Source organism: Stenotrophomonas sp. GD04054 (assembly GCF_029836955.1).
In the GTDB taxonomy this organism is placed as follows: Bacteria; Pseudomonadota; Gammaproteobacteria; order Xanthomonadales; family Xanthomonadaceae; genus Stenotrophomonas; species Stenotrophomonas maltophilia_A.
This window is the reverse complement of sequence record NZ_JAOECR010000054.1, coordinates 1-14288: the sequence shown is the minus strand read 5'-3', so window position 1 is coordinate 14288 and position 14288 is coordinate 1. Positions and strand designations below refer to the sequence as shown.

The window sequence follows — 14288 nt, the reverse complement described above, 5'->3', positions numbered from 1 at the left end:
CGGTTCTCACCCTCTGCACGAGACGCAGGCCACAGTGACCGCATGGCAGGCAACGACGATCTGGTGGTGCTGCGCCCGGAGGGGCTGTACTGCGCCGCCGGCGATTTCCATATCGACCCGTGGCGACCGGTAGCGCGCGCGGTCATCACCCATGGCCACGGCGACCATGCCCGCCCGGGCATGGGGGAGTACCACTGCAGCGAAGGCAGCCTGCCGATCCTGCGCTGGCGCCTGGGTGACGTGCCGGTGCAGGGGCATGCCGAGGGTGTGCCGTTCCGCCTGGGGCAGGTGCAGATATCGCTGCATCCGGCCGGCCACGTGCTCGGTTCGTCACAGGTACGCATCGACGACGGGCAGCAGGTATGGGTAGCCTCCGGCGACTACAAGCGACAGCCTGATCCCACCTGCACACCGTTCGAAGTGGTGCCCTGCGATACCTTCATCACTGAAGCTACGTTCGCACTGCCGATCTACCGCTGGCCGGACACGCCGGCGGTGGCTGCAGAGATCGTGGCGTGGCGCCGCGAATGCGAACAACGTGGCGAAGCCGCGATCCTGCTGTGCTACGCATTGGGCAAGGCACAGCGGGTGCTGGCCGAGCTGCTGCCGCTGGACGATCGACCAGCCTGGCTGCACGGCGCCATCGCCAATGGCGTGGCGGTGTACCGGCAGGCCGGGGTGCCGATGCTGGAGACGCTCACCGTGGCCGAGCAGGGCCGCCAGCCTGATGCCGCCGGCCAGCTGATCCTCGCGCCGCCGTCGGCTGCGGGCACGCCCTGGATGCGCCGCTTCGGCCGCCACCAGCTGGGCTTCGCATCCGGCTGGATGCAGCTGCGCGGCAATCGGCGGCGCCGCAATGTCGATCGCGGTTTCGTCATTTCCGATCACGCCGATTGGCCAGCACTGCTGCAGACCATCGAACAGACGGGCGCGCAGCGGGTGATCGCTACCCATGGCAATACCGATGCGTTGATTCCGTTCCTGCGCGAGCGCGGCGTGGCTGCCGAAGCCTTCCGCACCGATTTCGGGAGCGAGGAATGAAGGCCTTCGCTGCGCTCTACCAGCGCCTGGACCGCAGCACCGCGACACTGGACAAGCGTGCGGCGCTGGTCGACTACTTCCGCCACGCGCGTGCGCATGATGCGGCGTGGGCGCTGTACCTGCTCAGCGGCGGCAAGGTGGGCGGTGCACGCCGGAAGATCGCCGCCAGCGGCGAACTGCGCGGCTGGATTGCCGAAGAATCCGGCTTGCCCCCCTGGTTGGTGGAAGACAGCTATGCACAGGTGGGTGACCTGGCCGAAACGCTGACCCTGCTGCTGGATGATCCATCGCAGCCAGCCGCCGACCGCCCGTTGGCTGATTGGATCGAACAGCATCTGCTGGCCGTGGCCAACCAACCCGAGACAGTACGCCGCGCTGCGGTCGTCGCCGGGTGGCGGCAGCTGTGCAGCAGCGAACGCCTGGTGTTCAACAAGCTGCTGACCGGCGCCCTGCGCGTTGGCGTTTCGCAGCGACTGGTACAGCAGGCACTGGCGGAATGGTCCAGCCTGGACATCGCACGCATCGCCCAGCGCATGCTCGGCGAGTGGGTCCCCTCGCCCGGGCTGCTGGCTCAACTGCTGTCACCGGACGAGCTGCCGTCCGACCGCCAGCAGCCCTACCCCTTCTTCCTCGCCTCCCCTCTAGAAGGCGATCCTGCCGAACGCCTCGGCGCGATCGACGACTGGCTGCTGGAATGGAAATGGGATGGCATACGCCTGCAGCTGCTGCGCCGGCGTGGCGAAGTCGCGCTGTGGTCCCGTGGCGAGGAACGACTGGATGGCCGCTTCCCCGAGATCGAGCACGCCGCGATGGCGTTGCCGGAGGGCTGCGTGCTGGACGGAGAGCTGCTGGCCTGGGACGAAACCGCCAACCTGCCGCGCGCATTCACCGCCCTGCAGACCCGCATCCAGCGTCGCAAGCCAGGAGCAGCGACTCTGCGCAACACGCCGGTACGCGTGCTCGCCTATGACCTGCTGGAGCACGATGGCGCGGATCTGCGTGAGCTGCCGTTGCAGGAACGGCGTACGCGGCTTGCCGCGGTCATCGGCGCATTGGACGATGTGCGGATCCAGCTGTCGCCCGACGTTGCCGCCGTCGACTGGGCGCAGGCGGCGGCGATGCGCGATGTGGCACGCGAACGTGGCGTGGAAGGGCTGATGCTGAAACGACGCGGCTCGCCCTACCTGGCTGGGCGACGCCGCGGTGACTGGTGGAAATGGAAGGTCGATCCGCTCACCATCGATGCGGTGCTCTTGTACGCACAGGCTGGCCATGGGCGGCGCAGCACGCTGTACACCGACTACACCTTCGGCGTCTGGGACGGCGACACGCTGGTGCCGGTGGCCAAGGCGTATTCGGGCTTGGACGACAAGGAGATCCTCGCGCTTGACCGCTGGATCCGCGCCAACACCCGCGAGCGTTTCGGGCCGGTGCGCAGCGTACGCGCCGAACAGGTGTTCGAGCTGGGTTTCGAAGCGGTCAACCGCAGCAGCCGGCACAAATCGGGGATCGCCGTGCGCTTTCCGCGCATCCTGCGCTGGCGCCACGACAAGCCTGCCAGCGAGGCCGATCAGCTGGCCAGCCTGCAGGCGCTGGCGCGATGACCCGCAGCCAGGCACTGCGCCGGCTGGAAGACTGGTTCGCGGCACGCGGCTGGCGCTCACTGCCTTTCCAGCGCGCGATGTGGCGCCACTACCTGGCCGGCGAATCCGGGTTGCTGCATACGCCCACGGGCAGCGGCAAGACGCTGGCGATGTTCGGCGGGCCGTTGCTGCAGGCGCTGATCGATCCACCGCCCTCGCCCCGCCGCGCCAGTGCGGTGCGCCCATTGCAGGTGCTGTGGGTAACGCCCTTGCGCGCGTTGGCCAGTGATACCGCACGCGCGCTCCAGGCCGTCGTCGACGGCTTGGGACTGGGATGGCGTGTCGGCCTGCGCAGCGGTTACGCCAGCAACCGCGAGCGGCGCCAGGCCCGCGAAGGCCGCATCGACGTACTGGTCACCACGCCCGAATCACTGGCGCTGCTGCTGAGCTATCCGGATACGTTGCCGCGCATGCGCCAGCTGCGCTGCGTGGTGGTGGACGAATGGCATGAGCTGCTGGGCAACAAGCGCGGTGTGCTGCTGCAGTTGAACCTGGCGGTGTTGCGCGATGCTGCGCCTGCAGTGCAGCTGTGGGGGCTTTCGGCCACGCTGGGCAACCTGGATGAGGCGCGCGACGTGCTGCTGCCCGGGCAGCCCGACGCGCCGATCGTGCAGGGCGTGCGCCCGCGCGCGATCAGCGTGCGCAGCCTGCTGCCGGAACCCGGCGAACGTTTTCCGTGGGCCGGGCATCTGGGCCTGGCGCAGCTGCCGCGGGTGCTGGACGCGTTGATGCGGGCACGCAGCAGCCTGTTGTTCACCAACACCCGTGCGCAGGCAGAACTGTGGCATCAGGCGCTGGCCGCGGTCTGGCCGGAAGCCCCGGACACGCTTGCGCTGCACCACGGCTCGCTGGATCCAGCGCTGCGCCAGCAGGTCGAGGATGGCCTGCGCGCGGGCGCGCTGCGCTGCGTGGTTGCCACCTCCAGCCTCGACCTCGGCGTGGACTTCCCCGAGGTTGAGCAGGTACTGCAGCTGGGCAGCCCGAAGGGCGTGGCCCGCCTGCGCCAACGCGCGGGACGTGCGCGTCACCGCCCGGGTGCCAGCGGTTCCATCCTGTGCGTGCCCAGCCATGCGCTGGAGCTGGCCGAATACGCCGCGGTGCGCCGTGCATTGGCCCAAGGCGTGGTCGAAGCGCGCAGGCCGCCGACGCTGTCGCTGGATGTGCTGGCCCAGCATGCGGTCAGCCGCGCGCTGGCCGGTGGCTTCGACAGCGATGCGCTGCTGGCGCAGGTACGGCGTACCCATGCCTTTGCGTCGCTCGGCGAAGACCAGTGGCAGGCCGTGCTGACGTTCATCGTGCAGGGTGGCCAGGCCCTGGCCCAGTACCCCGATTTCCACAAGGTCGTGCGTGATGCCGACGGCTACTACCGGATGCACGATCGCCGCCAGGTACTGCGCCATCGGCTGTCGATCGGCACCATCAGCAGCGATGGCAGCGTGCGCGTGCAGTTCCTGCGCGGTGGTGGCCTGGGTGCCGTGGAGGAACAGTTCGCCAGCCGCCTGCGTCGCGGCGACCGTTTCCAGTTCGCCGGGCGCCTGCTGGAACTGGTGCAGCTGCGCGACATGACCGCCTTCGTGCGGCTGGCACGAGGGCGCGGTGATGGTGTGGTGCCGCGCTGGCAGGGAGGCCAGTTGCCACTGTCGATGCCGCTCGGCCGCGAGCTGGAGTGGGTACTGTCCGGCGCCGACGACAGTGCCGAATCACGCTGGTTGTCCTCCTTGCTGGCACTGCAGCAGCAGTTGTCGGCGCTTCCCGGCCCAGAGCATCTGCTGGTGGAAGAGGTGCGGCGCCGCGACGGCCAGTTCCTGTTCGTCTACCCTTTTGCCGGCCGTCACGTGCACGAGGCGCTGGCCGCCTTGCTGGCACTGCGCTGTACCCGCCGGCAGCGCAACAGCATCGGCTACGCGGTGAACGATCATGGCCTGGTGCTGGCACCGGCGCAGGCGATCGAACTGGATGCGGCGCAATGGCGAGCATTGTTCACCGCCGATCAGCTGCTGGACGATCTGCGTGCCGCGGTGAACCTGGGCGAGCTGGCGCGCCGCCAGTTCCGTGGCATCGCACGCGTAGCGGGCCTGCTGGTCCCCAGCCTGCCCGGCGGTATGCCGCGATCGCTGCGCCAGCTGCAGGCCTCGGCAGGCCTGCTCTACGACGTACTGCGCGAGCATGACCCCGGCCACCTGCTATTGGCATTGGCCGAACGCGAAGTGCTGCACGACAGCCTGGATCTGCCGGGACTACAGCAGGTCCTGGCAAGGATCGGCATGCAGGCCCTCTCCGTGCAGCACCCGACATCACTCACGCCACTGGGCTTCCCGTTATGGGCCGAACGCCAGCGCGGGCAGTTCAGCAACGAGGACTGGCGCACCCGCGTGCAACGTGCGGCCCAGCAGCTGGAGCGCCGCCATGGCCGATGAACTGCCGCTGCTGCGCGCCGGCGAATCGCTGATTCTGCTTGGCGCGCGTGCGCTGTACTGGCCCGCGCGGCAGGCGCTGTTGATCGCCGACCTGCACCTGGGCAAGGCCGATGTATTCCGCCGCGCCGGCATCGCATTGCCCAGCGGCGGCACCGGCGAAGACCTGCAACGCCTGCAGGGACTGCTGGACAGGCATGCCTGTCGCGAGCTGTGGATCCTGGGTGACATCCTGCATGGACCGGCGCATCGCGCTGCGTGGTACCAGCAATGGCTGGCATGGCGCGAACGCAATGCTTCGCTGGACGTGCATGTCCTGCGCGGCAATCACGACCGCCAGCTGCCGCATGCTCAGTTGCAGGTACAGATCCACGATGAAGTACGGCTGCAGCCGTTCCTGCTTCGCCATGAGCCGATGCCCGATGCAGAGCTGCATGTGATCGCCGGGCATCTGCATCCGCAGGTAGCCTTGCCGCCATTGCGACGGCGCTTCCCCGCGTTCTGGCTGCGTGAGCGGATGACGGTGCTGCCGGCCTTCTCCGCGTTCACTGCCGGCATCGTGCCCGTGCCCGCCCGCGGCGAGCAAAGGGTCGCCTGCGTGGAAAACGGCCTGGTGCAACTGCCGGTGGCTTGAATCAGGCCGGACGAATGCCCAGCTGCGGCATCAACTGGAAATCAGGCGTGTCGCCCTCACGTCGTCGCGGCAACGCCTGGATCGCCGCCAGCATTTCCTGCGCGCAGGTGCGGATGCGCGCGTGGTGCTCCGCTGATGCATGACTGATCAGGCTGCCGACATGGAACTCGAACACGTCCTCCAGTACGTCGGGCTGGTCCTCGTGCAGCATCTGCAGCAATCCGCGCAGCTTGCAGATTTCCGATTCCAGCTCCTCGACCGCGAACAACATGGCGTCCTCCTCTTCAACATCAGCGGCACATCCGGGCCGCAACAGGCCGCAACGGCAGCGCCGCCCGGGCCACGCGCGATGTTGATCACGGAAAGGAAAACGGGCGACGCGCATTCGCGTGCAACCTACTTCTCGCATATCGGCGGTGAGGCAACCGTTAATTCAGGTGACGACGCGCTTCACGCATTGGCCGAAATCGCGTTGATACGAGGCATTTCCGCTGCAGTGGCCAGTGCGTCGACGAACGCCGGATCCAGTGCAAGTGCACCGAACCAGCCGTGCTGGGTGCCACTGAGCACGCGCAGCATGTGGCCACGGCCACCGGGCAGGCGCCCCATCGGGCCCAGCAGCACGTCACGCGCCTTCGCCCAGGCGTCGCGGTCGGACTGGAACAGCGGCGTCAGCCAACGACTCCAGCGCTGGTACACCGCAACGTGTGCCCTGCGTTGCGCCTGGTAGGCCTGCAGCGCGACCGTGCTGCCGCCGTAGGTGCGCACCGCATCGCGCAGCGCCAGCGCATCGAGCAGCGCCATGTTCACGCCCTGCCCCAGCTGCGGGCTCATCGCATGCGCGGCATCACCGGCCAGCACCATGCGGCCGTGGTGCCAGCGCGTCATCACCGCATCACGGTAGACTGCGCGCGCCAACTGGCCGGCATCACGCAGATGGGCGAAGCGCGCACTGGCCTGCGGCCACAGCGCATGCAGTTCATCCAGCCAGGGCGTCATGCCATCGGCCTGCCAGCGTTCGAAGTCGGCGCGTGGCAGGCTCCAGAAGAAACTCAGGCGCGGCGTGTCATCACCCGGGCGCGTGCCGACCGGCAGCAGTCCGATCATCTTGCGCGCGGCCACGTAACGCTGCCGCAACTCCTGCACGTGCGGCCAGTCCTCGGCCGGCAGCAGGCACCACAGCGCCCCCCACGGATACACGCGGTCCAGCCCGGCACCGCCGGCGATCGTGCCGCGCAGCGTCGACGCGGCGCCATCGGCGACCACTACCAGGTCGAACGGGCCATGCGTGCGCCCGTCGCTGTCGCGCAGACGGCCGTGTTCGGCATCCACCTCGGTAATGGTGGTACCGGCATGCAGCTGGCCCTCGCCTGCGCGCGCCTCGTCCAACAGCGAGAACAAGGCCCCGCGCTGCATGCCCAGGCCGTGCAGGCGCGCATCCAGTCCCTCGTAGCGCATGTCCATCACAGCGCGCTCGCACGGCGTGTCGCCATACAGGCGGTGCACCGGCGCGGCATGTGCGCGCACGGAATCAAGCAGGCCCATCTGCCACAGTACCTGCAGGCCGCTGGGCTGCAGCAGGAAACCGGCACCCACCGGCCCCGGCGTGGGCACGCGTTCGAAGATCTCCACCTCGTGGCCGTCACGGGTGAGCAGGATGGACACTGCCTGTCCAGCGGTGCCGTAGCCGATCACGGCGATGCGCATTCGTTCCGTCATGGCCGCATTGTGCCCGAGGCGGGTGGATCGCGAGCGGGTCGCGGGCAATCCGCGCAAAAAAAACCCCGCCGAAGCGGGGTTTTCAACGCACTGTCGAGTGGATCACTCGGCCGGCGTGATGTTCGAAGCCTGGGCACCCTTCGGGCCCTGGGTCACGTCATAGGTGACACGCTGGCCTTCCTGCAGGCTGCGGAAGCCCTTGGAGTTGATGGCGGAGAAGTGCGCGAACACGTCGGCGCTGCCATCCTCCGGCGAGATGAAGCCAAATCCCTTGGCGTCGTTGAACCACTTGACGGTACCGTTCGGCATGGTGATGCGAGACCTTATGCAATGAATGGGTGGTGTACGCTGAACCCGCGCACAAGCTGAGTATGCAAAGCTTGCTCGGGGAAGACAATCACCCCCGTGCCAATTCGCCCACCAGTTCCGGAAGTCCGTTGCCGGCCGCCTGCACGTTGGCCAGCACTTCGGCCATCGTGATCTCCTCACCATCACCACAGCCGGCAGCCCAGTTGGCGATGATCGCCAGGCAGGCGTAATCCAGCCCCAGCTCGCGTGCCAGGGCGGCTTCCGGCATGCCGGTCATGCCCACCAGATCGCAGCCGTCGCGGCGCATACGGGCGATTTCAGCGATGGTTTCCAGGCGCGGGCCCTGTGTTGCGCCGTAGCAGCCACCGTCATGGACCGTGACGCCGGTCACTTTGGCCGCAGCCAGGATCTTGCTGCGCAGCATTGGTGTGTACGGGTGGCCGAAATCAACGTGGACCACGTCGGTGCCTTCTTCCTCACAGATCGTGCTGATGCGGCCCCAGGTGTAGTCGATGATCTGGTCCGGGCAGGCCAGCACGCGCGGACCAAAGTGTTCGGTGATGCCCCCCACCGTGTTCAACGCCAGCACGCGCTGCGCGCCCAGCTGCTGCAGCGCGGCCAGGTTGGCGCGGTAGTTGATCTTGTGCGGCGGCAGCGAATGGCCTTCGCCATGCCGCGCCAGGAACGCCACGCGATGGCCGAGCAGCGTACCAACGCGCACCGGGCCCGACGGACGGCCGAAGCGGGTGTCGACCTCGTGGGTCTGCACGTCGTCAAGCTTGGCCAGGTTATAGACACCGGTACCGCCGATCACGGCCAGGGCGATCTGTTGCATTCGAAGCACTCCATGAAAAGACGAACGCCGGCACCCGAGGATGCCGGCGGCAGAAGAAGACGCGCCGCGGGCGGCTGCGCCGTTATTCCTTCATCGCGTAGATGGCCGGCACGCAGCGCAGGGTTTCGTTGACGTCCATGCCGAAGCCGAACACGTAACGGTCCGGCAGTTCGATGCCGGCGTAGTCGGCAGTCACGTCCGGCAGCGCGCGGTCGTGCTTCTTCACCGTCATCGCGGCGATGCGCACGTCGGTCGCGCCTTGTTCCAGGCACCAGGTGCGCACGCCCTGCAGGGTGTAGCCCTCGTCGAGGATATCGTCGACCAGCAGCACGCGGCGGCCGAACAGCGAGGTGGCCGGCTTGTGCTTCCAGACCAGGTCGCCGCCGGTGGTTTCACCGCGGTAACGGGTGGCGTGCAGGTAATCGAACTGCACGTCCTGGCCGCGCGCGCCCAGTTCCAGCGCCAGCTGGCCGGCGAACGGCAGCGCACCGTGCATGATGGACAGGAACAGCGGCACCTCGCCCTTGTAATCGCGCGCGATGGCGTCGGCGATACCAGCGATGGCCTTGTCGATGGTGGGGCGGTCGACCAGCAGGTCAGCCTGGGCCAGGGCCTGGGAAATGGTGAGGTTGGGCATCAGACGGTTCTTCCAAGGGTTTCAAGCAGACGGGATTGGGTGTCGCCATGGCGGGCATCGGCCAGCAGGCCGTCCCAGCCGAGCGCGCCGCGGCCCAGCAGGCCCAGCAGCGCAGCAGTATTGAGGGAGCGTCCCTGCACGGCGTGCAGGGCTTCATCGACCAGTTCCGGGTGGCAGACCAGCACCACGTCGCAGCCGGCATCCAGATGCGCGTGCACGCGCGCCGGCACGCCGCCCGCACTGTGCGAGGCGGCCATGCCGATGTCATCGGAGAACACCACGCCGCGGAAGCCGAGCTCGCCGCGCAGGATGTCCTGGATCCAGCGCGGCGAATAGCCGGCCGGTTCCGGTGCCACCTGCGGATAGATCACGTGCGCCATCATCACCGCGTCGGCACCGGCGGCGATGCCGGCCTGGAACGGGACCAGGTCCTGGGCGCGCAGCTCGTCCAGCGCGCGCGGGTCGATCGCGGTATCCACGTGGGTGTCTTCCAGCACGGTGCCATGGCCGGGGAAATGCTTGAGCGTGGCGGCCATGCCGACCGCATGCATGCCGCGCACGTAGGCGGCGGTGAACGCGGCCACCACCTGCGGGTCTTCACTGAAGGCGCGGTTGCCGATGGCGCGGTTGCCACGGCCAAGGTCGACCACCGGCGCGAAGCTCAGGTCCAGGCCGCTGGCGCGCACTTCGCTGGCCATCAGCCAGGCGTGCTGCTCGGCCAGGGCCAGCGCCTGCTGCGGGTCGGTGGCGTACATCGCCCCGATGTCCTGCAGTGGCGGCAACTCGCTGTAGCCCTCGCGGAAACGCTGCACGCGGCCACCTTCCTGGTCCACGCAGATCAGCTGCGGGCGCGGCGCGGCAGCGCGGATCGCCGCGCTCAGATCGGTCACCTGCTGGCGCGAGGCGAAGTTGCGCTTGAACAGCACCACTCCGGCCACGGCATCGTGCTGCAGCCAGTCACGTTCCTGGGCGGTCAGTTCGGTGCCGGCGACGCCGATCAGCAGCATGGTCGATCTCCACAACGCGCGCCCGCATGGCGCAGTGCCGCATTGTCGCAGAACCGGCCGACAGGCGCAGTGGTCAGAAAAAGGGGACGGAGGGGATTAAGCCGCAATCGGCCCCTACGGGCTGGATACGTCTTAATTCCCTCCGTCCCCTTTTCGGATCCGGTCAGACCTTGCAGCCGTCCGGGCCGCAGGCCTCGTCGCCGTCAGCCGGGGCCGCAGGCGCGCCCTGCTCGGCGGCGATCTGGCGCAGGGCGTTGGCGAAGGCCTCGGGGGGCTGCGCCCCGGAAATGGCCCACTTCCCATCGATGACGAAGGTCGGCACCGAAGAAACGCCCAATGCATGAGCCTGCGCCAGCTTGGCTTCGACCTCGGCCAAGCCGCGGTCGGAGGCCAGCATCTGCGTGATTTCACCCGCGTCGAGGCCGCCTGCCGCGCCCGACTTGATCAGCACCGAGGGGTCCGCCAGGTTCTGACCGTGCTCGAAGTGGGCACGGAACAGTGCTTCGCCCACCGCATCCTGCACGCCGTGCTCGCCCGCCAGCCACAACACCCGGTGCGCCGGCAGCGTGGTCACCCGCACCTGGCCCTGGCTGAAGTCCATCGGCAGGCCCTCGGCCCGCGCGGTGGTCTGGGTCTGGCCGAGGATCTGTTCGGTACGCTCGACGCCGCCGAACTTGCGCACATAGGCCTCGCGCAGCGGCACCGGGGTGGCGTCAGCATCCGGGTCGAGCTGGAACGGCTGCCAGTGGATATCGAGTTCAGGCGCGTTGGCGCCCAGCAACTGCACGCCCTGCTGGAAACGATGCTTGCCGATCCAGCACCAGGGGCAGACCACGTCGGAGTAGATGTCGATTCTCATCCTTTCCACATGGGGGCCGACACCCTCGATAAAAGGGGACGGAGGGGATTAAGTCGTTTCCCGCACAGATGGGGTAAAGACGACTTAATCCCCTCCGTCCCCTTTTGGGCGGCTTCACCACTCTGAATACGGGTGGCTGGCCAGGGCAACGTTGTAGTAGCGGGCATCATCGGTGACTTCGGCACCCACCCAGTCCGGCAGGTCGATGGTCTGGTCAGCGCTGTCCAGCTCAACCTCAGCCACCACCAGGCCGGCGTTGTCGCCGAGGAACTCGTCCACCTCCCAGGTCAGGCCGGCGTGTTCGACCAGATGGCGGCGCTTGTCGATCAGGCCGCCCACGCACAGCGCCAGCAGTGCGCGCGCATCGTCCACCGGAATCGGGTAGTCGAACTCCTGGCGGGTGTGGCCGATGGTTCGCGACTTCAGGTTCAGCGCGGCGTGGTCGCCTTCGATGCGCACGCGCACCGAAGCGTTCTGGGTGCCGCGATCGAGCGCGCCCATGTCGTTGATGTAGCCCTGCGCCATCGGGATCACCCGGTGCGCGGCGGTGCGCCAGCCATCACTGCTGACGAGGAATTTGCGTTCGATTTCGATGCCCATCGCGCCATTATGCGCGATGGGCATGACAGCCGATCAGCGCTTCTCGAATACCGCGATGCTTTCCACGTGTGCGGTGTGCGGGAACATGTCCATGGCACCGGCACTGACCAAGGTGAAGCCCTGTTCGTTGACCAGATAGCCGGCATCGCGTGCCAGCGAACCCGGGTGGCAGCTGACGTAGACGATGCGCTTGAACTGCTTCAGCGGCAGCTGTTGCAGCACTTCGATCGCGCCCGAGCGCGGCGGATCCAAGAGCAGCTTGTCGAAGCCCTGGCGCATCCACGGCGTGCTGCGCTGGTCCTGGGTGAGGTCGGCGCTGAAGAACTGGGCGTTGGTCAGGCCGTTGCGCTCGGCATTCTCACGGGCCCGCGCGACGAGGCCAGCATCACCTTCCACACCGACCACTTCGCGCACGCGGCGCGCCAGCGGCAGGGTGAAGTTGCCCAGGCCGCAGAAGAGGTCCAGCACACGCTCGTCCTCACCCGGCTCCAGCAGGTCCAGGGCGTGGGCGATCATCTTCTCGTTGAGCTTGGCATTGACCTGGATGAAGTCCAGCGGGCGGAACGCCAGTTCGACATCCCACGGCGCCAGACGGAACGACAGCGGCACGCCCTGCCCGTCCAGCGGCTGCACGGTATCCACGCCACCGGACTGCAGGTAGATCACGAAGCCATGCTGCTGGCCGAAGGCGGCCCAGGCCACGCGGTCGGCATCGCTGAGCGGCTGCAGGTGGCGCACGGTCAGGACCGCGGCCTGGTCGCCAGCGATGAATTCGATCTGCGGGATGTCACGCTTGCCATCGAGCGATTCGATGAAGGTGGACAGCGCCTCGACCTTGGTGCCGATCTCGGGGATCACGGTCAGGCACTGGCTGAGGTCGGCGACGAATCGCGGATCCTGTTCACGGAAGCCGACCAGGGTCTTGTCCTTCTTTTCGACCCGGCGCACCGAGAAGCGACCCTTGCGCCGGTAGCCCCAGCTCTCACCGACCAGCGGCGCCAGCACGGTGCCCGGCTTCACGTGGCCGATGCGCTCCAGGTTGTCCATCAGCACGCGCTGCTTGGCGACAATCTGCTGGTCTTCGTCCAGGTGCTGCAGCACGCAGCCGGCGCAGGTGCCGAAGTGCGGGCACTTCGGGGTGACGCGCTGCGGCGAGGCCTGCAGCACTTCCACCGTACGCGCTTCGTCGAAATGGCGGCTGCGGGCGGTCTGTTCGGCCATGACCACCTCACCCGGCAGGGCGCCGCTGACGAAGGTGACCTTGCCGCCCTCGCCTTCACGGCGGGCGACACCGCGACCATCATGGCTGAGGTCGAGGATCTCGGTCTGGAACGGGGTACGGTCGATGCGGGAGCGGGATCGGGCCACGTGGCAACAGGCTGCGGGCAAAAATGGGGGCGTATTGTCGCAGATCCTGACCGGCAGGGTCCGGACCCGCTTGCGCCCGCCGCCGCTGTGCTTGATGATTGCAACAGCTGACATGGAGGCAGCCCTGATGCAGATGACCCCGCGGGCCAGCCGGCCCCGCTTCCTGCTTGTCGAGGACGACATCATCAGCCGCGGTTTTTTCAAGGCGGCGTTGGAAACGTTACCGGCGGACGTGGACACCGCAGACTCATTGGCCAGTGCCCTGGCCAGCGCCGAGCCCGGCGCGCATGACCTGTGGCTGATCGACGTCAACCTGCCTGACGGCAACGGCGCGCAGCTGCTGCGCGAACTGCGCCGTTCACATCCCGACACCCCGGCGTTGGCGCATACCGCCGACGGCGATACCTCGATCCATGCGCGCCTGCGCGAGGCCGGTTTCAGCGACACGCTGGTCAAGCCGCTGGGCCGCGACCAGCTGCTGAAGGCGGTGCGCCGCGCCCTGGTCAACAGTCCGGCCGGGATCGTCATGGCCCAGGCGCCGGCCGCGGTCGAGCTGCAGGTACAGGACTGGGACGAGACTGCGGCACTGGCCGCGCTCAATGGCCAGCGCAACCACCTGATCGCGCTGCGCGAGCTGTTCCTGGCCGAGCTGCCGGGCGTACGCGATGCGGTCGAGCAGGCGGTGGACCAGCATGACGAGCGCCAGCTGCGCAGCCAGTTGCATCGGCTGCAGGCGAGCTGTGGCTTCGTGGGCGCGGCGCGGTTGGGCCGGGCGGTGCGCCAGTTGCATCATGCGCCGGAGTCCGGGCAGGCCCAGGCGGGATTCCGCGACGCGGTAGCTGCCCTGCTGCATTAAGGGTTGTTCGGCAGGGCTGCGCCCTGCACCTGCCGAAGCCTTCAAGCCAGGGCAACGTCAAAGGCCAAAGCAGCATTCCGTGGGATGGCGGGGCACTGTGGGTTTGCGGGGACGGCGCAAGTACGTCCATGTAGCCTTGGTCGCCGCATCCATGCGGCTCACACCCCGCAAACCCACAGTGCCCCGCCTTCGATAGTTGGCCGGTGGCCAGTAGATCCACGCCATGCGTGGATGAATCTCAATCGGAATCAAATATTTCGAATTGAAATCGAAACGCATCCACGCATGGCGTGGCTCTACTGTGTCGACCAGGGTCGACACCCACCAGAGCAGAGTGCCATTCCGACAGCTCGCGAGAAACTGTCC

General features: G+C 67.7%; 14 protein-coding genes. 5 read left to right on the top strand and 9 right to left on the bottom strand.

From position 1 onward, the window contains the following. Positions 1-42: 42 nt before the first annotated feature. From N7573_RS18885 to pdeM, 4 genes are read left to right on the top strand one after another with little or no spacing between them, the layout of a single operon-like run. Positions 43-1041 carry a ligase-associated DNA damage response exonuclease gene (locus N7573_RS18885; RefSeq protein ID WP_134951622.1) on the top strand — a complete coding sequence of 333 codons (999 nt, stop codon included), beginning with the start codon at positions 43-45 and terminating at the stop codon, positions 1039-1041. Next, positions 1038-2645, top strand: a complete 1608-nt coding sequence (locus N7573_RS18880; protein WP_134951623.1) for an ATP-dependent DNA ligase — start codon at positions 1038-1040, stop codon at positions 2643-2645. Before N7573_RS18885 ends, N7573_RS18880 begins: the two co-directional genes overlap by 4 nt. Next, positions 2642-5101: a ligase-associated DNA damage response DEXH box helicase gene (locus tag N7573_RS18875; protein WP_279913220.1), complete on the top strand. Its 2460-nt coding sequence runs from the start codon at positions 2642-2644 to the stop codon at positions 5099-5101. Before N7573_RS18880 ends, N7573_RS18875 begins: the two co-directional genes overlap by 4 nt. Further along, positions 5091-5732 (top strand): ligase-associated DNA damage response endonuclease PdeM, encoded by a 642-nt coding sequence (pdeM, locus tag N7573_RS18870; protein ID WP_032129346.1) that lies wholly within the window; start codon positions 5091-5093, stop codon positions 5730-5732. The genes N7573_RS18875 and pdeM overlap by 11 nt, the downstream gene beginning before the upstream one ends. Before the next feature lies 1 nt (position 5733). Here pdeM and N7573_RS18865 read toward each other — a convergent pair whose 3' ends face one another. The 9 genes from N7573_RS18865 to rlmD all read right to left on the bottom strand — a co-directional run bounded on the left by N7573_RS18865 (position 5734) and on the right by rlmD (position 13066). Beyond that, positions 5734-6003, bottom strand: coding sequence for a hypothetical protein (locus tag N7573_RS18865; protein WP_032129345.1), 270 nt, complete (start codon positions 6001-6003; stop codon positions 5734-5736). Between the two features lie 179 nt (positions 6004-6182). Next, positions 6183-7451 carry an NAD(P)/FAD-dependent oxidoreductase gene (locus N7573_RS18860; RefSeq protein ID WP_279913219.1) on the bottom strand — a complete coding sequence of 423 codons (1269 nt, stop codon included), beginning with the start codon at positions 7449-7451 and terminating at the stop codon, positions 6183-6185. 102 nt (positions 7452-7553) lie between these two features. Beyond that, the gene (locus N7573_RS18855) at positions 7554-7760 is read right to left on the bottom strand and encodes a cold-shock protein (RefSeq protein WP_005410590.1); all 207 of its coding nucleotides are present in this window, start codon (positions 7758-7760) and stop codon (positions 7554-7556) included. A gap of 88 nt (positions 7761-7848) precedes the next feature. After that, a complete protein-coding gene (locus tag N7573_RS18850) occupies positions 7849-8595 on the bottom strand; it encodes an S-methyl-5'-thioinosine phosphorylase (protein WP_010482830.1) in 747 nt (248 codons plus the stop codon). A gap of 82 nt (positions 8596-8677) precedes the next feature. Beyond that, entirely contained in the window at positions 8678-9232 is a 555-nt protein-coding gene (locus N7573_RS18845; RefSeq protein WP_005410592.1) for a hypoxanthine-guanine phosphoribosyltransferase, read from the bottom strand. After that, the gene (nagZ, locus tag N7573_RS18840) at positions 9232-10239 is read right to left on the bottom strand and encodes a beta-N-acetylhexosaminidase (RefSeq protein WP_032129343.1); all 1008 of its coding nucleotides are present in this window, start codon (positions 10237-10239) and stop codon (positions 9232-9234) included. Before nagZ ends, N7573_RS18845 begins: the two co-directional genes overlap by 1 nt. A gap of 163 nt (positions 10240-10402) precedes the next feature. Further along, positions 10403-11098 carry a DsbA family oxidoreductase gene (locus N7573_RS18835; RefSeq protein WP_279913218.1) on the bottom strand — a complete coding sequence of 232 codons (696 nt, stop codon included), beginning with the start codon at positions 11096-11098 and terminating at the stop codon, positions 10403-10405. 114 nt (positions 11099-11212) lie between these two features. Beyond that, the gene (locus N7573_RS18830) at positions 11213-11698 is read right to left on the bottom strand and encodes a CYTH domain-containing protein (protein WP_071229427.1); all 486 of its coding nucleotides are present in this window, start codon (positions 11696-11698) and stop codon (positions 11213-11215) included. Positions 11699-11731: 33 nt separating this feature from the next. Then, positions 11732-13066 (bottom strand): 23S rRNA (uracil(1939)-C(5))-methyltransferase RlmD, encoded by a 1335-nt coding sequence (rlmD, locus tag N7573_RS18825; RefSeq protein ID WP_279913217.1) that lies wholly within the window; start codon positions 13064-13066, stop codon positions 11732-11734. A 127-nt stretch (positions 13067-13193) separates the two neighbouring features. Between rlmD and N7573_RS18820 the strand changes: the two genes are divergently transcribed. Next, positions 13194-13922 (top strand): response regulator, encoded by a 729-nt coding sequence (locus N7573_RS18820; protein WP_032129364.1) that lies wholly within the window; start codon positions 13194-13196, stop codon positions 13920-13922. Positions 13923-14288 lie beyond the last annotated feature (366 nt).

Excerpts from the sequence above, each read along its gene's own strand:
- N7573_RS18885 (WP_134951622.1), top strand. The coding sequence starts at position 43 with ATGGCAGGCAACGACGATCTGGTGGTGCTGCGCCCGGAGGGGCTGTAC.
- N7573_RS18845 (WP_005410592.1), bottom strand. The coding sequence starts at position 9,232 with ATGCCCAACCTCACCATTTCCCAGGCCCTGGCCCAGGCTGACCTGCTG.
- N7573_RS18880 (WP_134951623.1), top strand. The coding sequence starts at position 1,038 with ATGAAGGCCTTCGCTGCGCTCTACCAGCGCCTGGACCGCAGCACCGCG.
- N7573_RS18850 (WP_010482830.1), bottom strand. The coding sequence starts at position 8,595 with ATGCAACAGATCGCCCTGGCCGTGATCGGCGGTACCGGTGTCTATAAC.
- N7573_RS18855 (WP_005410590.1), bottom strand. The coding sequence starts at position 7,760 with ATGCCGAACGGTACCGTCAAGTGGTTCAACGACGCCAAGGGATTTGGC.
- N7573_RS18835 (WP_279913218.1), bottom strand. The coding sequence starts at position 11,098 with ATGAGAATCGACATCTACTCCGACGTGGTCTGCCCCTGGTGCTGGATC.
- pdeM (WP_032129346.1), top strand. The coding sequence starts at position 5,091 with ATGGCCGATGAACTGCCGCTGCTGCGCGCCGGCGAATCGCTGATTCTG.
- N7573_RS18830 (WP_071229427.1), bottom strand. The coding sequence starts at position 11,698 with ATGGGCATCGAAATCGAACGCAAATTCCTCGTCAGCAGTGATGGCTGG.
- N7573_RS18865 (WP_032129345.1), bottom strand. The coding sequence starts at position 6,003 with ATGTTGTTCGCGGTCGAGGAGCTGGAATCGGAAATCTGCAAGCTGCGC.
- nagZ (WP_032129343.1), bottom strand. The coding sequence starts at position 10,239 with ATGCTGCTGATCGGCGTCGCCGGCACCGAACTGACCGCCCAGGAACGT.
- N7573_RS18875 (WP_279913220.1), top strand. The coding sequence starts at position 2,642 with ATGACCCGCAGCCAGGCACTGCGCCGGCTGGAAGACTGGTTCGCGGCA.
- N7573_RS18820 (WP_032129364.1), top strand. The coding sequence starts at position 13,194 with ATGCAGATGACCCCGCGGGCCAGCCGGCCCCGCTTCCTGCTTGTCGAG.
- N7573_RS18860 (WP_279913219.1), bottom strand. The coding sequence starts at position 7,451 with ATGACGGAACGAATGCGCATCGCCGTGATCGGCTACGGCACCGCTGGA.